Origin of the sequence: Micromonospora sp. MH33 (assembly GCF_003013775.1) — a bacterium.
In the GTDB taxonomy this organism is placed as follows: domain Bacteria; phylum Actinomycetota; class Actinomycetes; order Mycobacteriales; family Micromonosporaceae; genus Micromonospora; species Micromonospora fulviviridis.
Genome location: NZ_MUYZ01000082.1, coordinates 1 through 22,746 on the forward strand (window position 1 = coordinate 1; position 22,746 = coordinate 22,746).

A 22,746-nucleotide genomic window follows, 5' to 3' on the forward strand; every position below is an offset into this window, starting at 1 on the left:
ACGGCCGACACCGCCGCCTCCACCGTGCGGGGCACCACCACGCCGAGCGGGATCTGCCGGTAGTTGGAGGCGTCGGTCGAGTACGCGGCGCGGGAGCCGTCGTCGAAGCGGACCTCACCGTCCACCTCGGCGCGCAGGTCGGCGGCGAGCGCCGCCAGGTCGATGTCCTGGGCCGGTTCGGGCGGTCGCAGGACCGGTTCGGGGAGCAGGACCTCACTCATGAGCGCAGCTCGTTGATCTTGTCGCGGGCGACGGTGGCCAGGGTGGCCATCTTGTTCGGCTGGCCGCGCAGGAACGCCTCGGTGAAGTGCTTGGCCTGGTCGTACCTGATCTTGCCGGGCATCGGCGGCTCGTTCGGGTTGACGTCGCAGTCGACCAGCGCCGGACCGGGGTGCGCGAGGGCCTCGCGAACCGCGCCGGGCAGGTCCTTCGGGTCGGTGACCTTCGCCCCGTGTCCGCCGCAGGCGCGGGCCCAGGCGGCGAAGTCGGCCTCCGGCTGCCGGTGGCGTACCGCGTACTCGGGGTAGCCGAGGACGATCTGCTCCCAGAGGATCTGCCCGTACGAGTTGTTGTTGTTGACGATCACCTTGATCGGCAACCCGTGCCGCACCGCGGTGAGGAACTCCGCCATCAGCATGGCGAACCCGCCGTCACCGACGAAGGCGATCACCTGCCGCCCCGGGTACGCGTGCTGCATCGCGATCGCGTACGGCAGGCCGGGCGCCATCGTGGCGAGGTTGCCCGACAGGTAGAACTCACGCCCGCCGCGAATGGTCCAGTGCCGCGCCGACCAGGTGGCGATGGTCCCGGAGTCACAGGTGAGGATGGCGTCCGAGGTGGCCGCCGCGTCAACGCAGCTGATCAGGTACTGCGGCGCGATCGGGGAACGCCGCGGGTCCTCCAGGCTGGTCATGTCGGCGCGCCAGGCGTCCCGCTCCCGCTGGTAGCGGGTCAGGAAGGAACGATCGGTGCGGCGCTGCAGCAGGGGCAGGAGCTGCCCGAGGGCGACCCTGGCGTCGGCGGTGACCGCGGCGTCCACCGGCAGCCGCAGACCGACCAGGCTGGCGTCGATGTCGATCTGCACCACCCGGGCCTGCCCCGGCGACGGCAGGTACTTCCCGTACGGGAAGGAGGTGCCGACCATCAGCAGGGTGTCGCACTCCTCCATCAGCTCCTCGCTCGGCCTGGTGCCGAGCAGGCCGAGGCCGCCGGTGGTGAGCGGGTGGTCGTCGGGAACGACCATCTTGCCGGGCAGGGTCTTGACGATGGGGCTGGCCAGCGCCTCCGCCACCGCGAGGACCTCGTCCCGGGCCTGTCGGGCGCCCACGCCGACCAGCATGGCGACCTTGGTCCCGGCGTTGAGCACCTCCGCGGCCCGCGCCAGGTCGAGCTGTTCGGCCGGCACGGCCGGCTGTGACACCACGGGGCTGCTCCGCGGCGGCTCGCCGGGGCTGACGTGCCGGTACGGGTCTTCCCCGGCCGGGGCGACCTGCACGTCGTTGGGGAAGCTCAGGTGGGCCACGCTGCGCCGGGCCAGGGCGTGTCGGATCGCGATGTCCAGCACCCCGGGCATCTGCTGCGGGTTGGTGACCATCAGGTTGTAGGCGTCCGCGACGTCCTGGTAGAGCAGCGGGGTGTGCACCTCCTGCTGGTAGTGCGAGCCCAGCACGGAGGTCTCCTGCATGCCGGTGATCGCCAGCACCGGCACGTGGTCGAGCTTGGCGTCGTACAGGCCGTTGAGCAGGTGGATGGCGCCGGGGCCGGAGGTGGCGGCGCACACGCCGAGCCGTCCGGTGGCCTTGGCGTAGCCGGTGGCCATGAAGGCCGCCGCCTCCTCGTGGTGCACCAGCACGAACTTCAGCTTCTCCCGCTGCCGGCGGAAGCCCTCCATCAGGCCGTTGATGCCGTCGCCGGGCAGCCCGAACACGGTGTCGACGCCCCACTCCACCAGTCGTCGGGCCAGGCTCTCGCCCACGATCTCCTGCACGTCGTCCTCCTCGTTCCCAGCCGGATCAGCGCCGGCGACGCGACAGGAGGTAGCCGAGGAGCAGACCGCCCGCCAACAGCGCCACCGACCGGGGCGTCACGGCCGAGCGAAGCCGGCCGAATCCCGCTCTGGGATCGACCACAGCCCCGGCGATGTCACCGGCCGTCCCCACCGCCACGTCACCGAGCCTGCCGATGTTCACGCCCCCACCACCTCTCGCCTACTGCCGCCAGCCCCATTCCCGGCAAATCGGCGCACAAACGGCACTCTTGTTCCACGGCGAGGGGCCTGACCAGCCGTCCGCCGTCCGGCGGTGCGGGACCCGCTCCCCGCGGCCGGGCGATGACACCGGCGACCACGCTCGCCGAGCGGTGCAGCGGTTGCTGTGCGACAAGTTTTGCCTGGTCCGGGTGAGGGTAGCGGTCGCATGCGTCAGCAACGACTGGCATCGAACAGACGGGAACGATCCGGTGGACGAGATGAGCGCGCACCTGGATCTTCCGGTCGGGCCCGACGCCCTCGCTGCCGCCCGCCAGGTCGTGAGGTCGGCCCTGGTCGGGTGGGGGTTCGATGACCTTGAGGATGTGGCGGATGCGGTGCTGGTCGCCGACGAGCTGGTCTCCAACGCGGTGCGCCACGGCGGCGGCTGCCTGAGCCTGCACGTCCACGCCCGCGACGATGAGGTCACCGTCAGCGCGGTGGACGGCTCGGCGGTCGTTCCGCGTCGCCGCGATCCGGACGGCGACGGTGGCCGCGGCCTGAGGATCATCGAGGCCCTCAGCCAGGCGTGGGGAGTCGAGGACCTCCCCGACGGAGGCAAACGGGTGTGGGTTCGTCTGGTCAGGTCGGCGTAACGGGACCTCCTGCGGCCACATTTCCGGTCCGCCGCGCTTTCTTCTTCTGTCCTCCCTTCCTACTGTGAGGAGCCACCGCCCCTCGAAGATCGCGAGAGTCACATGAGCATCCGCGTGTACCGCAACGCCGCCATCCACACAGGAGACAGCGGCAACCCGTTGGCCACGGCCATGGCGGTGGACGGCGATCACCTGCTGGCCGTCGGCCGGGAGGCGCAGGTACGCGAGGCGGCGGGCCGGGGTGCGGAGCTGATCGACCTGGAGGGCGCCGCGGTGCTTCCCGGGCTCTACGACGCCCACATCCACACGGCGCAGTACGCGCAGAGCCTGGGCGCCGTGGACCTGCGCGGCGTGCGTTCCCTGGACGAGGCCCTGTCGACGGTGGCCGACCACGCGGCGCGGCTGCGGCCGGGCGCCTGGCTGTTCGGCGGCCGGTGGAACAGCAACGCCTGGGATCCGCCGGCGCAGCCGGACAGGTACGCGCTGGACTCGGTCTGCCCCGAGCTACCGGTCGCGCTGCCCAGCGTGGACGGCCACACGGTGTGGGCCAACTCCGCGGCACTGCGGCTGGCCGGTATCGACGCGAGCACTCCCGACCCGGTGGGTGGCGAGATCGTCAGGGACGCCAGCGGTGAGCCGACCGGCATCCTCCGAGAGACGGCCTCGCACCCGCTGGACGACCTCATGGTCTCCCCCGATCTGCGCGAGCTGCTGAAGGCCGGGCAGGAGGAACTGCTCGCGGTCGGCCTGACCAGCGTCCACGACATCGACGGCGAGGACTGCCGGGCCGCCTACCTGGCCCTGCGCGACGCCGGCGAGCTCAAGCTGCGCGTCCACAAGGCGATCCCGATGGCTCACCTGGAGGCGGCCATCGCCGAGGGCCGCCGGACCGGGCAGGGCGACGACTGGTTCCGTACCGGGCCCGTGAAGATCTTCAGCGATGGAGCGCTCGGCTCGCACACCTGCCACATGAGCAGGTCCTTCGCCGGCGAACAGGGCAACGTGGGCATCGCCGTCACCCCGTACGAGGATCTGGTCAGGCTGTTCGCCCGGGCCGCGGGGGCCGGCATCGCGGTGGCCACGCATGCCATCGGCGACCGCGCCAACCACCTGGTCATCGACGCCTACGAGGCGGTCGGCCGTACGCCGGGGCTGCGGCACCGCATCGAGCACGCGCAGCATCTGCGGCCCGCCGACCTGGCCAGGATGGCCAGCCTGGGCATCGTCGCCTCGATGCAGCCGGTGCACTGCACCAGCGACATCGATCTCGTCGACTCCCTGCTGGCCGGCCACGATCTGGCCTCCTACGCCTGGCGCGGGATGCTGGACGCCGGCGTCCTGCTGGCGTTCGGCTCCGACGCCCCCGTCGAGAGCCCCGACCCCTTCGCCGCGCTGTACGCCGCGGTCACCCGTACCCGTCCCGGCGGTACCCCCGCCGGTGGCTGGCAGCCTGAGCAGCGGCTGAGCATGGCCGAGGCCGTCAGCGCCCACACCCTGGGCGCTGCCCGCGCCGCCAGCGAGGATGACCGCAAGGGCGTCCTCGCGCCCGGCAGACTCGCCGACTTCATCGCGGTGGACACCGACCCCTACCGGGACTCGCCGGACGCCGTGCTGCATACCAAGGTCATGACGACGGTCGTCGGCGGCGAGATCCGCTGGCAACGAACCTGACGACGCCGCCGTGCCGGGCACGCCCGGTCAGCCGCCCAGGGCCAGGTCCGCCACCTCGGCGGCGCACCCCCAGGACAGGGTCCGGATCGCCGCCGCCGTGTCCGGGTCGGGCCCGGTGTGCCCCACCCCTTGCTGGTACGTGCCGCCCAGCACCACGTCGTGCCGGCGGGGGTGCACGTACGTGATCCCGGCCGGGTCGTCCTCGTCGCGCACCGACACGGTCAGGCCCGGGTTCGCCACCAGCACCACGTGCCCGCGTGCCGGGTGCACGGCCGGGTCGGCGGCGAGCCGGCCGGCGGCCAGACCGGTGGCGTTGACGACGGTCGGGGCGATGTCGAACGCCTCGGCGAGCCGCCGCACCCGGTGGCGCAGCACCCGCCCGCCGCCGGCCTCCAGCCGCTGGCGCAGCCACGCCAGGTACGGCGTCATCTCCACCGTCGGCGCGGTGAACCTCAGCACCGCCGTGTACGGGGACGCCAGCGGCTCGGCCACCACGGTCCCGCACGCGTCCGCCCACCACGGCGGGCCGGCGTACGGATGGCGCAGCAGCATCCGGGTCGGCCGGTCGACCACCCCCGGCACGCCGTCCGCCGCCTGGCGGCCCAGTTCCGCGTGCGTCTGCCGCGCCCAGCGCAGCACCCGCGGGTCCTGGTCCGTGTGGCTCGGGTACCAGACCGCCGCGGCCACCATGGACACCGTGTCCGCCGGGTCGTGGGCGGTCAGCACGGTCACCCGCGCGCCCCGCTGCTGCAGGGTGACGGCCGCCGTCATCCCGACGATCCCACCACCGACCACCACCACGTCCGGCCCTGCCGTCATCGTCCCCACGCGTGCCAGTGTCCGACGTGCTTCTCTCCCACGACAAGCCCGAGGGTCACGTCCGAGCGGACTGCCCCGGTCAGTCCAGCACCTCCACGGTGTCGCCGACGCTGACCGTACGACCTTCGCCCGGCTCGGCCCGCACCGTCGGCTGGAGACCGAAGAGGAGTTTCTGGCCGACGTTCCGCCGTGCGGCGAGCATCCACAGCGGCTCCCGCCCCCGCTCCCCGGTCTCCTGGTCGATCGTCGCGACCAGACAGCGACCACACTCGCCGACGGCGTGGAACACGGCCCCGCCGATCCTGATCCGCCGCCCGACCCACTCGCCCTCGGCCCACGGCGCGGCACCGCTGACCACCACGTTGGGGCGGAACCGCATCATCGGCAGCGGCCCTCGGGGCTGCCCGACTCCAGCAGCCAGTCGTTGAACGCGTCCAACGACGCGGTGGTGGCCAGCAGGAGCGGACTGCCGTCAGCGAAGCTCAGCTCGGCGCCGGAGCCGGCCGGAACCGGCCAGGGAACGAGGTTGCGTCCGGGGTCGCCGAGCCAGACCAGCCGGGCGGTCCGCCCCAACAGCCGGTTGAGCCAGTCGTCCGCCTCGGGGCCGGCCGCGCGTACCGGTGCGGGCGGCCGCCCCCGGAACACCCGGACCTGGACCGCCTCGCCGCCGGTCGGTTCGGCCAGATCGAGCGGGCCCAGCCCCGGCGCGTCCAGGGTCAGCCCGCCCGGCCGGGACACCGCCCGCACCGTCACCAGTTCCCGGTGCTGGCGCTGGGTCAGGCCGAGCCCGCGTTCGTCCACGATCAGCCAGCGCCGGTCGCCGTCCAGGCCCCACGGCTCGACCCGCGCCGTGTCGCGGTCCATCCGGCGGCACCCCTTCACCGGGTACGTGTGAATCGAGGCGACCCGCATCCCGCCAGGATCACACGACCCGACCGCGCACGGAAGTGGGACGATTACAGGACGTTGCCCCCCTTGCCCGACAGCGGTGGCCGCCGCGGCGCTGGTAGCGTGCGTTTGCATTCCAGCCAGCCCGCCGCGGCGGAGTGTTTAGGAGCAACGCGTGGTCGTGATCCTCCCCGAGGTTTCCCGCACCCTCAACGAGTACCTGCTCGTGCCGAACCTCACCACCGAGGACTGCACCCCGGACAACGTCGACCTGTCCGCCCCCGTCGTGCGGCACCCGGTCGGCGGGACCTCGCCGCTGCGCATCGCCGTACCGCTCGTCAGCGCGATCATGCAGGCGGTCTCCTCGCCCCGCCTCGCCATCGCGCTCGCGCAGACCGGCGGGCTGAGCTTCATCCACCAGAACCAGACCGTCGAGGCGCAGGCCGAGTCCGTCAGCGCGGTGAAACGCCACAAGGCGGGCTTCCGGCACTCCGACATCAACACGAAGCCCTCCGCGACGCTCGGCGAGGTCAGCCGCCTGCTCAAGGCCGCCGAACGCGACGTCGCGGTCGTCACCGACGACGGCACGTCGAGTGGCCTGTTCATCGGCCTGATCTCCACCGCCGACTTCCATCCCCAACGTCACGACCTCAACGACACGGTCGAGTCCCGGATGCGCCCGGGCAACGGTCTGGTCACCGCCCCACCGACGATCTCGCTGTCCGACGCGAACACCCTCATCTGGGACCACCGCCTCGACCTGCTGCCGATCGTCACCGCCGACGGTCACCTCGCCTCGATCGTGCTGCGCCGCGACTACGAGCTGCACAAACAGTTCCGCAACGAGTCCATCGACGGCGACAAGCGGTTCCGGGTCGGCGCAGGGATCAACACCCGCGACTACCGCGACCGGATCCCGGCCCTCGTCGAGGCCGGCGCGGACGTGCTGTGCATCGACTCCTCCGACGGCTACTCCGTCTGGCAGCAGAAGACGTTGCAGTACGCCGTCGGTGAGTTCAACGGCGCTGTCCCGGTCGGCGCGGGGAACGTCGTCGACGGCCGCGGATTCCGGTACCTCGCCGATGCCGGTGCCGCCTTCGTCAAGGTCGGTATCGGCGGCGGGTCGATCTGCATCACCCGCGACCAGAAGGGCATCGGCCGGGGGCAGGCCTCCGCGCTCATCGACGTGGTCGCCGAACGCGACCGCTACGCAGACGAGACCGGCAGCTACGTGCCGATCTGCTGCGACGGCGGTCTCCTCGCCGACTACCACATGGCGATCGCCCTCGCCCTCGGCGCCGACTTCATCATGCTCGGGCGCTACTTCGCCCGGTTCGACGAGAGCCCCTCCAACCTCGTCAATCTCGACGGGCAGTTGTTCAAGGAATACTGGGGCGAAGGCTCCCAACGGGCCCGGAACGTCGCCCGCTACGACCAGGGCGAGACCGAGCTACCGTTCGAGGAAGGCGTCGACGGCTACGTGCCGTATGCCGGCAGCCTCTACCCCAACATCGCCCGTACGGTCGCGAAACTGCGCGCCACCATGGTCAGCTGCGGCGCCGTCACGCTGCCGGACTTTTACCGCGACGCGATGCTCGTTCAGGTGTCGCAGCAGAGCTACGAACAGAATGGCGCCGAAGTCCGGTTGCGCAGCGGCTCAGGCGGCAGCGGACAGTAGCTGGCCGGATCGGTGTCAGCACCCGCGTGACCTTCTGCCGACCAAGGGCAGGCACATCAAAGGCTGTCGAGGCTGACCAACGGAGTGGAACCCCTACCGATGGCAATGGCTCCACTCCGTTGTCAATGTGCCTCGCACCCTGGTGGCCGCTACCCCGAGTCGAGGCATCCTGCCACCGCGCATGCCCTCTCGTGCGCGCGCTGAATTCCCGGTTCACACGCGTCACATGATGGAGATCGACCGCACCTGGGTGTTGCCCTTGGTTTCGACGTATACCTTGTAATCGCCAACGGTGTAAGTGCCGGCAGCGTTGTTGTCGATGGTGAACGCGGCCGTCACAGGAGATTCGCTGCCGTCGATATGGGTCTGCTTCACCGTGATGGTCAACTCGTTCGTGTTGCCCTTCAGTTTCTTCACCACCGCCGACGGCTTCGCATCGATGACCGCGTTGGCGACCGTCACGTAGACCGCGTCGGGTGAAGAAAACTCCGCGTTCTTCTGCCCATCACCGAACAGGAAGAAGCCCCGTTGTTCAATGGCCCCGCGCCCGGGGAACGGATCCGGGTTTGAGGCCAAGTACGTCGGATTGACCTTATACAGGTCCGTCTTGGAATCCGCGAGGATGGCCTGCACCCCCGTGTACGGTGCATCGCTGATCGCGAGGTTGACCGACAGGTAGATGGCGTCGGGGTTGTTGGCCGAGATGCGCGAGGAGAAGTACTTGTCCGCACTCTGCCCCGCAGGAACGGCCAGCGGCACAACCGCGTCGCCGACGAGAATGTTGAACCGGAAGTCGCCGTAGCCGCCGGCGACGAACTTCGCCCAAGCCGCGTCCGACATGTAGTCGGGGCGCTCCACCTTGAACTCCAGACGCATCGGCGCCACGTACGTGCTGTTCAGGTACTCGGTGTCGGTCAGGGGCAGGTAGACCCCTCCCGGGGCGTGCCCCAGTGCGAAAGCCGAGGCCGTCGGGGTCGAGTTGCCGCGCCCGTTCCACATCGGGATGTTGAACGAGGTGGCGCCGAGCAGGGCCTGCGTGCCCAACTGGCTCGTGCCGACAGCGGCCGACGCGTCCTTGTAGGTTCCGATCGTGACGTCGAGCAGGTCGAGGTCCGCCCGGTCGGCGTTCAGCCCCGGGATGCCTGCCCACATGAACTTGGCACCGGCGGGCCCGGAGTACCGGGCCATCTCCAGCATGCCATCGGCCATGATCTTGGTCATCTGCACTGCCGAGTCGACCTTCATCCGCTCGTTGGCCGTGTGCCACCAGCGCTCGTTACCCGGCATGACGGCGCCGAAGGCGGTCATCTTGTTGCGGAAGCTGCTGGCCAGGGTGCCACCGGTCGTGCCCTGCGGATAGACCACGTCCCTGAGGGAATATGGATCCGCAAACTCCTCCGGGTTGCGGTTGATCGAGGCTTGGTAGCTCCCGAACTGAAGAGCCGTTAGGGGGTTGTCGTGCGTGACGTACAACCCGGCGCCGACGGGCGAGCCAAGGTTGCCGATGGTGAACCCCTTCGCCTGGAAGGCGGCTGTGACCGCCGCCGTTGCCTGGCCGGAGTCAGCCGCGGTGACGTGCATGCTGCGCACATACATCGGCATGCTGAGGCTGCCGGAGGCGTCCGGGTAAAAGCTCGTCGGGGTCTCTGAATTGATGCCTCCCATGAGGGCAAAGGTCAGGTTCGGCGTGCCGTTGCTCGGGTGGCGCAACAGGCTCGCCGGGATGCCCATGTACTTGCCAATATAGGCTTCGCCTTCGACACCGTCGCGGAAGAACAGGTCGGTGATGCCGTCGGCGGCCTTCTTCAATTGCATGTCGGCGGCCGTGCTTCCCAATGCGCCGAGTCCCTTGGAGAGGAGGAACATTCCCCACACGACGGCATTTTTGCCGTACTGCGGGGTCGGCATCTCCATCGCCACATCGGTGTTGATCTCCAGCGTGAGCGAATCGCCGGTGATCGTGGTCTGCACCTTGGGCGTGGTGCGGGGAGCAGCCGGGAGCCAACCCTTCGTGGTCGCGGCAGCGGTGATCGCGGACACGAATCGGTCGCGCTCGGCGGAGCCGGCCCCCGCCACGTCGAGGGTGAAGATTGCCCGCGAGGCGATCTGAGTGGTGCTGCCGTACGCGATGTCCTTGAGCGTCGGATCGCCTTCACGCAGGGTGACGCCGGCTGTGGCAGCCGTCAGCCGGAAGGCCTTGGTGCTGTCCGCGGACAAGCTCATCGACACCGACGGGGTCACCGATCCGGAGTTGCCGACGATGACCGGAAACCGCGAGTCGGAGGTGTAGGCCGCGATCGGGATCTCCTCCCGATTGAGGTTCTTGTAGGCCCAGTTGTCGTAGAAGCTCGGGTTCGAGTTGTACGGGATGGACTGGAAGGTGGCGGTGTTCGTCGTCGAGGGCGTGCCGGGACCGCCGTCTTCGTAGATTCCCATGACGATGCGGATGCGTCGGTCGAGGGGCAACCCCGCCTCGAGCAGCGCCTTGGCCGCGAGCAGCGTCGCCAGCGTCGGGCCGCTGTCGTCCTGGATGCCCGCCCCGTAGACCCAGCCGTCCTGGACATAGGGCGAGTGGTACGCACCAGGAGTGCCGAGGTTGCCATCGGCGTCCCGCCAGCGCGCCAGCTGGGCTGGCGAAACGGAAGCCGTCGGCGAGTCGAGGTGGCTCAACGCCATCACCATTTCCGGGGCGTCCGGGTCACCGATCTCTGCGTAGACGTACTTGTCGGGTTGGCGTTGGACGACCACCGGGAAACCCAGGTCGGTGGCCAGCTTGACGACCCAGGCGAGCTTGGCGACCTTGCGGTCGTACTCGTTCTGGTTCGCTTCGGTGTTGCTGACCGGGAAGGGGTACGCCGTTGCGGCCGTGCCGCCTCGGGAGATGGAGTCGTAGCTCGACCCGTCCAGCATCGCCCCGACCAGAGTGAGCGGGTCGTAGGTGCCGTCCCCCGCCCGCGCGCTGCTGACGCGTCCAGCCAACGCCTCGACTTCAGCGTGGATCGCGTCGCGCTCGGCGTCGGTCACCGACAGGTCGTAGGTGACACTCGGCTGGAAGCGCTCCTCGCCGAGGCTGGCCGCGGACGCGTGGGGCGTGGGCGCAACGGTCGCCGCGAGGGTCGCGCCGAGCAGGACGGAGAAGATGGTCGTCCGTCTGTTTCTCATAGAAGCTCCAGAACAGGGGGATGACACTATTGCGACAGCACACGCCAGCCGTGTCGCCAGCGGCCGACAGGGCGGGATTTCTTGAGGATGATCTGAGAATCGGCCGGCGTCGTCGAGCTTGCCGCGCAGGGCCGCAACGTGGACGTCGAGGCTGTGTCCGGCCTTCGGGTGGTTTCTCACCTCGGCGGTGATCCGGTCATGCTCCCCGACCTTGGCGAGCACCTGTGACGCCTCGAAGACGGCCAGCATCTCGCTGATCAGGAATCCATGCCAAGCAATGAGAAGAGGGTTCCCGCAAGTCGCTGACCTGCGGAAACCCTTTCGCTGTCGGGACGGACGGATTCGAACCGACGACCCCTTGACCCCCAGTAGTCCGGTGGCCCAGCGGCATGCTCACGCACGTTCGCCCAGGTCGCCTGAAGCATAAACCGGCCGAGTAAAGGAGTTGTCGCACCACTCCCCCCAACCATCGACCTCCCTGCCGTCGGCCAGACTGGGCTTGACTCGTCTCAGCACGACGCCCGCCCCGCCAAGCGCCACGGGATCCGACTGTCGCTGGGCCGGAGCCGGCACGCCGGCGCGGATCAGACTGCCGGGGCGACCACACCCACCATGCCTCACTCCTCGGCCCACGTCCCGGGGAAGCGGGCCCGCACCAGCTCAATCAAGCCGGCCCAATGCAACCGAGATGATGTCGGTCAACTTGAGTGCGAGCGAAGCCATGGACTCATAGCATCGTGCGATCTCCTAGCTCATCCGAGGTTGCGGAGTATCCACTGTGGTCACTATGGGGTGTGCTTGGTGGCGAGCAGGAGCATGGGAAACAGCACGACCGTCACGGCGGTGCGCAGTGGTTCGAGCATTCCGAATCCGAGGAAGTAGAGCAGCGACGGAAAGCCGATCCAGCCACTCAAGTCGGCAGCGCCCGGACATGCCGCACCTCCATCCGCAGGCCCGGCTTGGGTCCCATCGCCGCTCCGCGCAGCTGCGGAACTCCCCGGCGGGGATCGACGCAGCGCAGATCCAGGCTGCGCAGCACCGCGGCGACGATCATCCGCAGTTCCAGCATGGCGAAGTCGGCGCCGAGGCATCGTCGCAGCCCGCCACCGAATGGCAGGTAGTCCTGGGCTGGCATTCGTGTGCCGAGGAATCGGCCCGGGTCGAAGCGCAGCGGATCGGGATGGACATCGGGCCGTCTGTGGACCAGATAGATGCTGGGTGTGAGCCGGGTACCGGCCGCTGTCGGCCGGCCGAGCAGTTCCCAGTCCTCGGTGAGCACCCGGTTGCCTGCCAGGGTGGCCGGAGGGGTGAGCCGCAGCGACTCGCGACACACGGCGTCGAGCAGGGGAACATCCTTGGCGTTGGAGCCCTCGCTGGTGGTGGCCGCCAACTCCTCTCGCACGTCGGCCAGGACCTGCGGGTGGCGCTCCAGCCAGAACAGCGTCCAGGCGGTCGCGGAAGCGGTGGTCTCATGGCCTGCGAACAGCAGTGACACCAGCTGGTCCCGCAACTCGTCGTCGTCGAGCCGGCCGAGTGGCTCTCGTCCGCTGGTCAGCAAGCCGGCGAGAGTTCCGCACGGTGTGCCGGACGCTGTCCCGCCTCGGTCTGCGGAGCGGGCGCGGTGCAGCACATCGCGGTCGATGACCTCACGTCGTCGCAAGAACGTGCGCCATGGCGTGGGCAGTCCGACTGGAGTGCGAAGATAGCGGTAGAGCAGTGTTCGGGGTACCGAGCCGAGCGCACCGTCCACCCAGGTGCTGAACCGGTGGAGCAGGTCCTCACCGCAGGGGCCGAGAACGATGCTGCCGATGACGTTGAGGGTGATCTTGCGAGTCCACTCGGTCAGCTCGATCACGGACCCGGAGGCCAGGGTTCTGATCGCGGCGTGGGTGGTGTCGGCGATGGTGGAATGGTAGCGCCGCAACGCGTTGCCGCGCAGCTCAGGGCCGATTGACTGGCGGTAGGCGGCGTGCCGGGTTCCGTTGGCGAACAGCAGGGACCGGTCTCCCACCAGCGGGCGGAGGGTGTCGGAACCGGCGAGGTGCATCTGCCGGTCGGCGCGGAAGATCTGTCCGATCGCTTCGGGGTTGCCCACCAGCAGGCGCTGCTCGGGTGGAGGCGACAACTCCACCACGTCGGCCTGTTCGGCGGCGAGGGAGTCCAGAAAGGACAAGCCACCGAGGAAAAGGCGGCGTTGGGCCCGGTTCACGTTCCCGCCGCCCAGGCCGGTGCCGGAACGTCTTCGGGAAGGGCGGCCATCACATCAGGATCGGTGGCGGCGAGGTGGAGAGCCGCGAGCCGCGCCGCCCGGATCACCGCTACCGGGGCGTAGAGGTCCTTGTCGTGCCACAGGGGCGGCAGATGCGCATCCTGGTCGTCGATGCCGGGACCGCTCTGGCGTAGCAGGAAGGCGCAGCCGCGTGCGGCGGCGCGCGCCAGGGCGGTCTTGTCGCCGGAGGTGTGGGTGGCCAGCAAGACATGCAGGGCGTATGAGGTCTCTTCGTCGGTACCCTCCCAGCGTCCCCAGGAACCGTCAGCGCGTTGGGTGTCCAGGACCCAGCGCACCGCGCCGTCCACCTCGTCGACGGCGTTGACGCCCAGGGTGGCCGATCGGTCCAGCGCAAGCGCGCAGCACGCGGTCGCGTAGTAGGGCGAGGCATGCCATTTGTCCCACCACTTGCCATCTGGCTCCTGGTTCTTGCGCAACCATGCCGCGATCTTCTCCGCGGCGTTCTGCCGACGGGTTCGGTCCGCCGTGTTCAGAACCGCCAGCGTCTCGAGGATGTGGGCGTTGGTACTCGTCGACGGGGTCCGTTCGCCCATGAAGCAACGGAAGTAGGAGTCCGCCTCGTAACCCCACAGGCAGTCCAGCGAAGGCTGGTCACCGGCCTTGGCCAGCGCGTAGAGCACTCCGGCAGTGTCGTCAGAGTCGGGTGGAAGGCCTGGGGCGGCAGGGGCACCGGCGTCGCTGAGTCCCTGCCGCAGGCTGTCCACCAGTTCCCGGGGGATCGGCGTGTCCATCCGGCCTGTCGCCAGCGTCGAAATGGTCCAGGCGCGTTCGAAGGAGGTGATGGGACTGATCCCGGGCACCGGTCCGGGCCCCCTGCGCTGGACCTCTTCCAGATAGCGGGTCGAGCTGGGCACGTCGTCGACCGTCCTGGCGGGAACTCCTTGCGTGCGTTGCCATGCAACGGTGGCGGCCGGGGAACCGCCCACAGCGCCGTTGACCGGACGAACGTTGTACGCGCCCGCCGCGTCAACCCCCAGGACCTCCAGCGAGTGCCAGAGCTTGTCCGGCAGGACATGACCGGCCCGAACCGAGCTGCGGATCCCTTCCAGCACACCTTCGTCGGCCTCCGCCGGCACGGGAAGCGGCGGATGAGCCGACCACGCCTCCAGCCCGGGCAGCGGCTCGGAGACGAGTCGCCCCAGCTGCCGGTTGATGTCCCCGATCAGCCAGGGAACGATCAACTCCGCCGCGATGGTGTCGGGGAACGGATTCCTGCTGCCTTCGCCGAGCCATCCGGACAACCAGGCCAGCCCTCGGGTGACGGCGCCGACCAGGAGCCCGTACTGGACGGCGTCAGCGGCCGGGCGCTGAGCACGGCGGAGCTCGGTCAACAGAGCCTCCACGGCGCTCAGGGTCGGCACCAGGCCGTAGCCATCGGGTGCCCCCCAGCTGCCGTCGCTCCCCTGCTGGTCCAGCAGGAAGCACACACGCTCAGGATGTCCGTCCAACCACGTGGCCGTCGCCACCAGCCTGGCTGTCTCGTACACCGAGGGAGACACCTGCCCCATGGCATCAGCCGCCAACTCGGCTAACAGATCTTCGGCGGCTTGCTTCACAGAGTCGGTCCAGGGCGGAATCGAGCGCATCTACGTCCCCGAGTGCTACGAACTGGCCCTGGCGTGACCAGTTGACGACCACCGAGAATACGCTCCGCGAGGCCTGGATTCCAGGTGAGGTCGCCTTGGCCTGCCAAGCCCGAGCCGGCCATCGCCATGCTGGAGCAGCCCCAGGAGGCTGGGTGTCGTTGGCCTGGACGCCGACCCGCTGGCCCAGCACGTGCTTGGCCTATATCCCGGAATCCCGGCGGCGGGGCCGTCAGTGTTCCGCAGCCACCTCGTCGATGGTGATCGCCGCGACCGGGCACAGGTGAGCGGCCGACCGGACGTCCTCCGACGGCTCCACAAGGGCTTCGCTGGGGTGCGCCAACCGGTCGTCGTCCAGTTCGAAGGAGCCGGGCGCAGTGGCCGTGCACTGCCCCGACCCGATGCACCTGTCCTGGTCGACGTCCAACCGCCAGTATCGCGTCATGTCCGCTCCGGTAGCGTTGGTTGTCCGATCGGCGAGGTCACCCCCGCGAGACGAGCAGGCTCGCGAAAACCCGCACCGGCACCGCTTGGTGGAAGGTCGGCTGCTCGTGGAGCACCATGGCAGGCAGCTGGGAGAAAACCTTCGGCAGGACAGCGGCCAGCTCCATGCGGGCGAGCGCGGCACCGAGGCAGTAGTGCAGACCGTGGCCGAAGGTCAGGTGGTTGCGGTGCAGGTGCTTGCGGGACGGGTCGAACGTGTCGGGCGACGGGAACGCGTCGGGGTCCCGGTTGCATGCTGGGAACAACACTCGGACGTCGGCGCCCTTCGGCACCGGCACCCCAGACAGCTCGACGTCCCGCTGCGCGAACCGGCTGATCGCGGTGCTCATCGCCGGTGCCTCGTAGCGGAGCAGTTCGTCGACGAACGCCAGCGCCTCGGCCGGACCTCCGCGTAGCCACCGGGTCTCCCCGGGCTGGTCGATCATGGCGAGCACGCCGAAGTCGACTGCCGTCGTGGTGGTGGCCAGGCCACCGGCCCACAGCCCCCACAACATGCTCATCAGGTCGTCCGCGGACAACACATCCGGTTCGTCGTCGTGCACGGCGACCAGCAGCGACACGAGGTCCTCGCCGGGGTCGCGGCGCCGGCGCTCGGCGAGGTCGAGGAAATACCTCTCGATGACCGAGTTCGCCTCGTCAGCGGTGCACAACTCCTCTTCACTGGAGTCGGGCCGCATCGCGGCGAGCGCGGACGGCACCAGCTTCTGCAGCCAGGCCCGGTCCTCGGCGGGCACCCCGAGGAGTTCGCCGAACACAGCGAGCGGCAGTGGAACGGCTAGCGTCCGGTTGAGGTCCACCACCTCGCCGTCGAGATACTGCTCGGCGACCGGGGCGAGCAGCTGGTCGCAGATGCGCTCGACACCGGGCCGCAGGCTCTCCATCCGGCTGGCCGTGAACGCCCGCGCCACCGGCTGGCGCAGGCGCGTGTGCGCGGGAGGATTCCGCAGTGCGACCGAGTTCAGGAGCAGCTGTTGCGACCGATGTCGATGTGCCGAGGGGAAGAGTTGCGCTACTTCGTCCGGTTCCGGGTTCCGGAAAAGGGCGGAGTTCTCCATGACCGTGCGGCCGTCGACGTAACGGCTGATCAGGTAGACGTCGTTTGACGTCAGATGAACGGGGTCGTGAGTGCGCAGTTCAGCCAAAATCGGATAGGGGTCCACCAGCGCCTCCGGGCGCGCAAGCTCGCTCAACACGTCCACTGGTCTTGCAGCCCCCTCGTCCTTTTCCCTGTGGCTGACCTATTCTGCACGTTCTACACGCAACAGACCACCATTGCAATGGAGGGTCGAACCGCTGGTGGGGTTGAACTACCGACGCGTCGAACGCAGGACGGACGGTTCCCGTCGCTTTGGTGGTGCGGAGTCGGCGACGTGCTGTGTTCCCACGCCAGGGCACTGAACTACTGCTCCGTCCGGACGCGACGATGACGGGGTGCCGGCCGCACTGTGACACCGCACCACTGAGAGGGTCGGCCCATGACGACCGCGCCGTTCGACGATCTCCCCTCCCCCGCGCAGTGCACGCCCATCACGCTCCTCGCCCTGCGGATGCTAGCGGACCTCCGCCGGTGGACTGCAGCGTTTTCCCTGCCCGACACCCCGGTGGAGGCGATGGCCATGACCGCGGCGACCATCAGCCCGTGGCGGAGTGCCGACGACCTGCGCCTCACCACGCGGATGTACGCGTGGACCTACGCACTGGACGACGAGGTCGAGCGGGAAGTCACCGACCAGGCCGACCTGGACGCACTGCTCGGCCACTGCGCGGAGATCGTCCGCACCGGGCGTTACGACGGCGTGCACCCCCTCCTCGTGGCACTGGCCGCGTGGCAGCGGGAAGTGAACGACCTCTCCGTCCACCCTCGACTCTCAGACCTCTGGGTTGCCAAGGTCGACCTGGCGTTGCGGGGCGTCCGCTACGACTGGGTCACCGGGCGGGCCCGCTCCGGAGGCCAAGCCGTCGGCACCGACGTGCGCGAGTACCTCAGCCACGCGGACAGCATCCTGGTCTGGGTGGCCAACTTCGGCCGCTGGGTCACCCTGCCCGCTCCGGAGTTGCTCGGCGAGCTGGACACGCTGGTGTCGGCCATGGACGACCTGGTGGTCGCCGTCCGCTTGGCCAACGACCTCGCCACCTATTCCTGGGAACGCGTCGAACACGGCCAGAACAACGTCCTGATGTACGACGTGACGCCGGATTGGGTACTTCGTGAGATGCACGCCGCGGCGGATTCCGCCCGGCGGCGCCTCGCGGAGCTCGTCGCCGGCGGTTTCGCGCCCGCAGTGGAGATAGTTCGACAGTTGGACTGTGCGCTCAGCTTCTACGCCCTCGCGGACTTCCGGGGATGGGGGTCGGACGTGCCCGTCGGGTCCGGGGCGGGAACTCGCCGGGCGGACGGTGAAGATCGCTGAGAAACCGGGAAGGGCGCGTCCGCAAGCGGGTGCGGGCGGTTAACATCGACTTCAACGACCACCATTTCCTGTGCAGCGCGACCGGAGAACGAACATGACCGGATCTCAATCGGCCGAAACCGATGTTCTCCAGCAAGGTTTCACCTTCCTGGAGGGCCCGCGGTGGCACGACGGTGAAATCTGGGTGTCAGACATGGACGGTCTCGCCGTACACGCCGTGGACGTGGCGGGGAACGTCCGGACGGTGACCGAGGTGCCTGGGCGTCCGTCTGGTCTCGGCTGGCTGCCGGACGGGCGCCTGCTCGTGGTCTCCATGGCGGACCGCGCGATCCTCCGGCTGGATCCGGACGGGCTCACCGTGCACGCCGACCTCTCCGCGCTGGCGGCCCACGACCTCAACGACATGTGGGTCGATCGCGACGGCCGGGCCTACATCAGCGAGATGGGGGTCGACATCGAGTCGTTCCTGGCCGCGAACTCACAGGCGGTGACGAAGGGCGACATGGGCGCGCTCGCCACCGCGGACGTGCCCACGGCGAAGCTGTTCCGCGTCGACCCGGACGGATCCGTCGCCGAGGTGGCGGCGGACCTGCGCTTCCCCAACGGCGTCACGGTCAGCCCGGACGGCGAGCAGCTGGTCGTCGCGGAAACGCTCGGCCAGCGGCTGTCCGTGTACGACCTGCGGGACGGACGGCTGGCCGGCAGGCGAACGGCATCGCTCGGATTCCTGCCGGACGGGATCTCGGCGATGGACGAGGAAGGGTGCGTCTGGGTGGCGAGCCCGTTCACCAACAGCGCGGAACGGGTCACGCTCGACGGCCAGAGCGCGGGCCGAGTCCGCAGCGACCGAATGGTGATCGCCTGCGACCTCGGCGGACCGGATGGGCGAACGCTGGCCCTATGCACCGCACCCGGCGCCGATCGCACGGCGACCGTGCGCGAGTCGCGGCTGGAAACCGCGGTGGTGAGCATCCCGAGACGGGTGGTGCCGTAAAAGGTCCTAACAAAATGATCAACGTGGTGGCGTGTACGGTGCCAAAACGGCGCCCAGTCGCCGACCCGGGCGGAGCTGTCCGCGGGCTGACCGCCGGCGTCACCGGGGCCCAGACCGCCGCCCCGCCGTCGGCGCGTAGCTTGGTGTGGCAGACGTCGCCGTCGGCAAAGACCGGGTGCCGGTGACCTTCCAGACCTTCCCGTTGGCCTTGGCCAGCAGGTACAGCTCGCCCGCGGCGTCGGTGCCGAAGCGCAGGTCGACCCGCGTCGGGTCGCCGGGCGCGCCGGGGCCGGAGAGGTCCTGCATCCGCACCGCGTTGCCGGCGGCGTCGAACAGGTCGAGCCGGTGGATCGGGGCGAGGCCGGCGCCCCGGCGCATCTCGTTCGCCTCGGTGTAGAGGACGCGGCCGTCGACCAGGTCGCCGAAGACGTACTTGCCGCGCAGCGCGGGCAGGTCGTGCCCCCGGTAGACGAAGCCGCCGGCCACCGCGACGCCGAGGTCCGAGGTGCAGTCCCAGCCGGGCGGCGGGTCGTGGTCGTACGCCGCGACGGGGTACGTGTAGCCGTACCGCTCATCGTCGGCGGGCAGCGGCAGCAGCTTGTCGCAGGGGTTGGTGGCCGCCTTGTCGAAGACGTACGACCCCTCGCGCTCGCTCCAGCCGAAGTTGTCGCCGGCGCGCACCTCGTCGATCGCCTCGACGGCGTGCTCGCCGATGTGGCCCAGGAACATCCGGCCCGTGGCCAAGTCCCAGCTGAACCGGTGCGGGTCGCGGAAGCCGACGGCGTAAATCTCGCCGAGCGCGCCGTTCCGGCCGACGAACGGGTTGGCCGGCGGGATGCCGTACCGCCCGTTGGCGGAGTCGGTGCCGCGGGGGTCGATGCGCAGCAGCTTGCCATGCGGCATGCCCAGGTTCTGCGGGTCGCCGTTGCGCACGCCCAGGCCGCCGTCGCCGACGGCCAGGTACAGCAGCCCGTAGTCGGCGTCGTCGGGCTTCGCCGTGGGGTTGAAGTTGATTTCCTGGACGCCGTGGATCGGCCCGCCGAACCCGATGCGCAGCACCTCACGATGGGTGCCGGCGAAGGTGTCGGCGGCGGGGTCGGAGGCCGTCCACTCGGTGATGACGCCGTGGTAGATGGTGCCGGACTGGGCGTAGTCGGGCACCTTCCTGGTCGCGGACGCCTGCTCGGTGTGCAGGGTGTAGAACCGGCCGTTGCTGCGGAACTTGGGGTGGAACGTGACGTAGCCGAAGCCCTGGCCGAGGCCCCGGCCGGAGAAGAACCGCGGCGCGAAGGTCGCGGCCACGTCGAGGTAGACGTGCGGCACGCCGTCCTTGACCAGGTAGAGGTTGCCGTTGAGGTCGGGCACGGCCCGGCGACCGGAGCCGTCGGGCAGCTCCATGATCGTGTTGATCCGGGCGGTCCGCATGAGCCGCTGGTCGACCGGCGCCGGGGTGGGCGTCGACCGCGGGAAACTGGCGTACTCGCTCAGCACCAGCCCGAGCCGGGACTGGGCGGACATCTCGGGGACGGGATCGTAGACGGCGTCGGTGGCGGGCCCGGCGGACACGGCGACCAGGGTGGACAGGACGAGGGCTGCGGCCGTGAGCCCGGCCGCCGCCAGCACCGGCCGGCGGGTCGTCGGTGTGCTCACGCGGTTCTCCTTCTCGATGGGACGGTGCCGAGGATAGTCACCGAACCATGTGGTGGTACTGCTTGGCGACATCGTCCGGGGAGAGGACGCTGTCGAGAAACATCAGGCCGTCCATCCGGCAGTCGCAGGGTTCGCCTCCCGGGTGTCCTGCGGGAAGCTCCCGCCGATCTTGATGCCGCGCGGGTCGGAGGCGGTGGTGACGTGCGGGCCGGGCCCGGACACGCGCCACGGGTCGTCGTCGCGGGTGTAGAAGCCCGCCACCGGCTGACCGTCGCGGTACAGCGCCATGGCGCCCGTGGCGAAGTCGAAGGTGGCGGCGAGGTGCACCCGCTCGCCCTTGGGCAGCAAGGTACGCCAGTCCTCGGCGGCGGCGAACGTCTGCGAGTTGCCCCCGTCGAGGCGCCGGCCGAACGTGACCAGGCGCAACTCGCCGTGGACGTCGATGAGTTCGAGCAGCGCCCGCACGCCGTGCCCGTCGGAGTCGCCGGTCAGCACCCCGGCCAGCCCGATCGCGTGGTAGCGGTCGTCGAGGTTGGCGGTGCTGGAGTTGGGCGCCGGGCCGTCCATCTCCCGCTTGAACCACCCCAGCACGGTGGTCGCGCTGGTCCCGGCGAACGCCCGCAGGGTGCCTACGCCGCTGGCCGACCAGGTGCCGGCCTTCCAGTCATCGTTGCCGGCCGTGGCCGGGTTGATCTGCCGGGTCTGCAGCGCGTCGCCGCTGCCCGGGTACGCGTGGTCCGGTACGCGCATCGCAGCGCCGCCGTTGATCAGCTCGATCTCGGTGCCGGAGCGGCCCTGGTCGCGTTCGAGGGCGGGGTCGCCCTCGACGGGGTGGTCGAAGTCGTAGAAGGCGACCAGGTGCGGTCGCAGGGCCGGGTGCACCCGGGGGCGGTCGGGATCCGCCTGCACGGGTGGCACTTCGGCACCGGCCGTCAGGCCCACCGTCAGTAGAGCGGCGGTGAGGGCGGCGGCTCGTCCTGGTCTGGTCAACGCGTACGGCCTTTCGTCGTGTCCCGTCGGGCACGTGATCGCTTACGTGCCCGTGCCCGTGCCCGTGCCCGTGCCCGTGCCCGCGCGGCGCCGCGCGGGGTGGGACCGTTCGGTGGTGACCGGGGGCTCGGCCGGTCGGCCGCCGAGGTGGAGCTCGCCGAGCTGGGGGTCGGCCAGCAGGTCTGTTCTGCGTCATGCAACCGCGAAGGTGAGGCGTCCGCCGATGCGACAGATTGAAATCAGATGGCCTGTCCTGGATGGCATCGCGGTTCCTGCTCCGCACGGCGGTGACGAACGGTCAGGGACGACTGATGTACCTGCAGCGTTGAAGGAATCCGACGCACCCCATCCAAAGACCGTTTGCGCACGGCCAGCGGTTCGGTGCGATCTATGTTTTCGCTGACCCGGCCCAGGAGGCGACCAACGCCACGGTGGCCACCACCGCGCCGGGCGCCGGCAACCCGACCGCCCACCGCACCTGGCCCACGCTGCCCTGTGGACGCCGCGGCCCCGACCGTGATCCGCCGGATCCGGTCGCGGCCGCCGCGCGTCCGGCGGTCCCGCGTGCGGACCGCTCCGGCTTCTGCGGCTTGTGCGCATTAGCATGATATCGAACCGGCATCAGTCCCCTGTGGAGCGCCGGCTGTGAAACGTCAACCCGGCCCCGCGCACTGCGCAGGTAAGACCGGGACCGTTGTGCCGCAAGGCAGAACTGCCACATGAGCGCCACAAAGCACTCACTGGCAACGGTTGAGTCGCTGACATGCCACGACGGCGAGCAAAAGCGCCCCGAGCAGGCGTTTCAGCGGGGCGAGGGGAGCGGTGGCCAGCAGCGGTCCGCCGGCCAAGGCGAACGGTACGGCGCTGAGAGCGAACCGGCCGATGATCGCCAGTGCAGATGGTGGCGGTTGACCACACCCGGCTGCTGTTGCTGGCCAGTTGCGTCAGCGTCAGCACTGGCTTGAGCAGCCCGTCCGGGCCGGTCAACGACAGGCCCTGTTCCTTCGCCGCACGGACCAGCTCGGCGGCGGCCTTCGCCTCTGCCGACGGCTCGGGCCGCTTCCTGCGTCCGGTCTGGTCGTTCAGTGTCGCGGTCATCACGGCACCCTCCTCACCAGGCACAACGCCCGATGGGTCAGGCCAGAAACACCGTTAGATCCACACTCCCGCGCACTTAAAGAACAAGCTTAGGCCGTGTTTGGTAAGGGTCATAGCCATTGGTTGATCGCGGCGATGGTGACGGTGGCTTCGTAACGGACGGCGAG

At 69.6% G+C, this 22,746-nt stretch carries 19 protein-coding genes and 1 pseudogene; 5 read left to right on the top strand and 15 right to left on the bottom strand.

What is annotated here, in order from left to right:
* The 3 genes from B0E53_RS15240 to B0E53_RS37575 form a co-directional block, all read right to left on the bottom strand.
* Positions 1 to 221: FAD-binding oxidoreductase (locus B0E53_RS15240; protein ID WP_146167610.1), on the bottom strand; the 221-nt coding region annotated here is incomplete at its 3' end.
* Positions 218 to 1,987 carry a thiamine pyrophosphate-dependent enzyme gene (locus tag B0E53_RS15245; protein WP_107076667.1) on the bottom strand — a complete coding sequence of 590 codons (1,770 nt, stop codon included), beginning with the start codon at positions 1,985 to 1,987 and terminating at the stop codon, positions 218 to 220. The genes B0E53_RS15245 and B0E53_RS15240, both read right to left, overlap by 4 nt.
* Before the next feature lie 25 nt (positions 1,988 to 2,012).
* Positions 2,013 to 2,189, bottom strand: a complete 177-nt coding sequence (locus tag B0E53_RS37575; protein ID WP_168215322.1) for a hypothetical protein — start codon at positions 2,187 to 2,189, stop codon at positions 2,013 to 2,015.
* A 169-nt stretch (positions 2,190 to 2,358) separates the two neighbouring features.
* Here B0E53_RS37575 and B0E53_RS15250 point away from each other — a divergent pair, with 169 nt between their 5' ends.
* Positions 2,359 to 2,841, top strand: coding sequence for an ATP-binding protein (locus B0E53_RS15250; protein ID WP_246835410.1), 483 nt, complete (start codon positions 2,359 to 2,361; stop codon positions 2,839 to 2,841).
* Between the two features lie 102 nt (positions 2,842 to 2,943).
* Entirely contained in the window at positions 2,944 to 4,512 is a 1,569-nt protein-coding gene (locus B0E53_RS15255; RefSeq protein ID WP_107076669.1) for an amidohydrolase, read from the top strand.
* Between the two features lie 27 nt (positions 4,513 to 4,539).
* Here the strand turns inward: B0E53_RS15255 and B0E53_RS15260 are convergent, their stop codons facing one another.
* The 3 genes from B0E53_RS15260 to B0E53_RS15270 form a co-directional block, all read right to left on the bottom strand.
* Positions 4,540 to 5,331: an FAD-dependent oxidoreductase gene (locus tag B0E53_RS15260; protein WP_246835414.1), complete on the bottom strand. Its 792-nt coding sequence runs from the start codon at positions 5,329 to 5,331 to the stop codon at positions 4,540 to 4,542.
* A gap of 79 nt (positions 5,332 to 5,410) precedes the next feature.
* Positions 5,411 to 5,713: an MOSC domain-containing protein gene (locus B0E53_RS15265; protein ID WP_246835411.1), complete on the bottom strand. Its 303-nt coding sequence runs from the start codon at positions 5,711 to 5,713 to the stop codon at positions 5,411 to 5,413.
* Entirely contained in the window at positions 5,710 to 6,195 is a 486-nt protein-coding gene (locus B0E53_RS15270; RefSeq protein ID WP_246835412.1) for an MOSC N-terminal beta barrel domain-containing protein, read from the bottom strand. Before B0E53_RS15270 ends, B0E53_RS15265 begins: the two co-directional genes overlap by 4 nt.
* A gap of 199 nt (positions 6,196 to 6,394) precedes the next feature.
* Between B0E53_RS15270 and B0E53_RS15275 the strand changes: the two genes are divergently transcribed.
* Complete coding sequence (locus B0E53_RS15275) at positions 6,395 to 7,897, top strand: IMP dehydrogenase (protein WP_107076673.1); 1,503 nt, start codon at positions 6,395 to 6,397, stop codon at positions 7,895 to 7,897.
* A 222-nt stretch (positions 7,898 to 8,119) separates the two neighbouring features.
* Here the strand turns inward: B0E53_RS15275 and B0E53_RS15280 are convergent, their stop codons facing one another.
* The 6 genes from B0E53_RS15280 to B0E53_RS15300 form a co-directional block, all read right to left on the bottom strand.
* Entirely contained in the window at positions 8,120 to 11,308 is a 3,189-nt protein-coding gene (locus tag B0E53_RS15280) for a M20/M25/M40 family metallo-hydrolase (RefSeq protein ID WP_107076674.1), read from the bottom strand.
* 536 nt (positions 11,309 to 11,844) lie between these two features.
* Positions 11,845 to 11,973: a hypothetical protein gene (locus B0E53_RS40130; protein WP_281492863.1), complete on the bottom strand. Its 129-nt coding sequence runs from the start codon at positions 11,971 to 11,973 to the stop codon at positions 11,845 to 11,847.
* The gene (locus B0E53_RS15285) at positions 11,970 to 13,268 is read right to left on the bottom strand and encodes a cytochrome P450 (protein WP_107076675.1); all 1,299 of its coding nucleotides are present in this window, start codon (positions 13,266 to 13,268) and stop codon (positions 11,970 to 11,972) included. Before B0E53_RS15285 ends, B0E53_RS40130 begins: the two co-directional genes overlap by 4 nt.
* Positions 13,265 to 14,935 carry a prenyltransferase/squalene oxidase repeat-containing protein gene (locus B0E53_RS15290; RefSeq protein ID WP_107076676.1) on the bottom strand — a complete coding sequence of 557 codons (1,671 nt, stop codon included), beginning with the start codon at positions 14,933 to 14,935 and terminating at the stop codon, positions 13,265 to 13,267. The genes B0E53_RS15285 and B0E53_RS15290 overlap by 4 nt, the downstream gene beginning before the upstream one ends.
* A 229-nt stretch (positions 14,936 to 15,164) precedes the next feature.
* A complete protein-coding gene (locus tag B0E53_RS15295; RefSeq protein WP_107076677.1) occupies positions 15,165 to 15,377 on the bottom strand; it encodes a ferredoxin in 213 nt (70 codons plus the stop codon).
* A gap of 37 nt (positions 15,378 to 15,414) precedes the next feature.
* Entirely contained in the window at positions 15,415 to 16,317 is a 903-nt protein-coding gene (locus B0E53_RS15300; protein WP_168215324.1) for a cytochrome P450, read from the bottom strand.
* Positions 16,318 to 16,911: 594 nt separating this feature from the next.
* Between B0E53_RS15300 and B0E53_RS15305 the strand changes: the two genes are divergently transcribed.
* The gene (locus B0E53_RS15305) at positions 16,912 to 17,847 is read left to right on the top strand and encodes a terpene synthase (RefSeq protein ID WP_107076679.1); all 936 of its coding nucleotides are present in this window, start codon (positions 16,912 to 16,914) and stop codon (positions 17,845 to 17,847) included.
* 70 nt (positions 17,848 to 17,917) lie between these two features.
* Entirely contained in the window at positions 17,918 to 18,841 is a 924-nt protein-coding gene (locus tag B0E53_RS15310; protein ID WP_146167674.1) for an SMP-30/gluconolactonase/LRE family protein, read from the top strand.
* A 99-nt stretch (positions 18,842 to 18,940) separates the two neighbouring features.
* Here the strand turns inward: B0E53_RS15310 and B0E53_RS15315 are convergent, their stop codons facing one another.
* The 3 genes and pseudogenes from B0E53_RS15315 to B0E53_RS39370 all read right to left on the bottom strand — a co-directional run.
* Positions 18,941 to 20,491: a PQQ-dependent sugar dehydrogenase gene (locus B0E53_RS15315; RefSeq protein WP_107076681.1), complete on the bottom strand. Its 1,551-nt coding sequence runs from the start codon at positions 20,489 to 20,491 to the stop codon at positions 18,941 to 18,943.
* Positions 20,492 to 20,593: 102 nt separating this feature from the next.
* On the bottom strand, positions 20,594 to 21,400 hold the full coding sequence (locus B0E53_RS15320) for a hypothetical protein (RefSeq protein ID WP_246835413.1): 807 nt from the start codon (positions 21,398 to 21,400) through the stop codon (positions 20,594 to 20,596).
* A gap of 1,014 nt (positions 21,401 to 22,414) precedes the next feature.
* Positions 22,415 to 22,579 (bottom strand): annotated as a pseudogene (locus B0E53_RS39370) (IS256 family transposase); the annotation flags it as partial.
* Between the last annotated feature and the right edge of the window lie 167 nt (positions 22,580 to 22,746).

What these genes read in the sequence shown, in the direction of transcription:
- B0E53_RS15280 (WP_107076674.1), bottom strand. Translation starts at nt 11,308, where the DNA reads ATGCTGGCCGTCTTCGAGGCGTCACAGGTGCTCGCCAAGGTCGGGGAG.
- B0E53_RS15255 (WP_107076669.1), top strand. Translation starts at nt 2,944, where the DNA reads ATGAGCATCCGCGTGTACCGCAACGCCGCCATCCACACAGGAGACAGC.
- B0E53_RS15295 (WP_107076677.1), bottom strand. Translation starts at nt 15,377, where the DNA reads ATGACGCGATACTGGCGGTTGGACGTCGACCAGGACAGGTGCATCGGG.
- B0E53_RS15290 (WP_107076676.1), bottom strand. Translation starts at nt 14,935, where the DNA reads ATGCGCTCGATTCCGCCCTGGACCGACTCTGTGAAGCAAGCCGCCGAA.
- B0E53_RS15265 (WP_246835411.1), bottom strand. Translation starts at nt 5,713, where the DNA reads ATGATGCGGTTCCGCCCCAACGTGGTGGTCAGCGGTGCCGCGCCGTGG.
- B0E53_RS15300 (WP_168215324.1), bottom strand. Translation starts at nt 16,317, where the DNA reads ATGGAGAGCCTGCGGCCCGGTGTCGAGCGCATCTGCGACCAGCTGCTC.
- B0E53_RS15260 (WP_246835414.1), bottom strand. Translation starts at nt 5,331, where the DNA reads ATGACGGCAGGGCCGGACGTGGTGGTGGTCGGTGGTGGGATCGTCGGG.
- B0E53_RS15305 (WP_107076679.1), top strand. Translation starts at nt 16,912, where the DNA reads ATGACGACCGCGCCGTTCGACGATCTCCCCTCCCCCGCGCAGTGCACG.
- B0E53_RS15270 (WP_246835412.1), bottom strand. Translation starts at nt 6,195, where the DNA reads ATGGACCGCGACACGGCGCGGGTCGAGCCGTGGGGCCTGGACGGCGAC.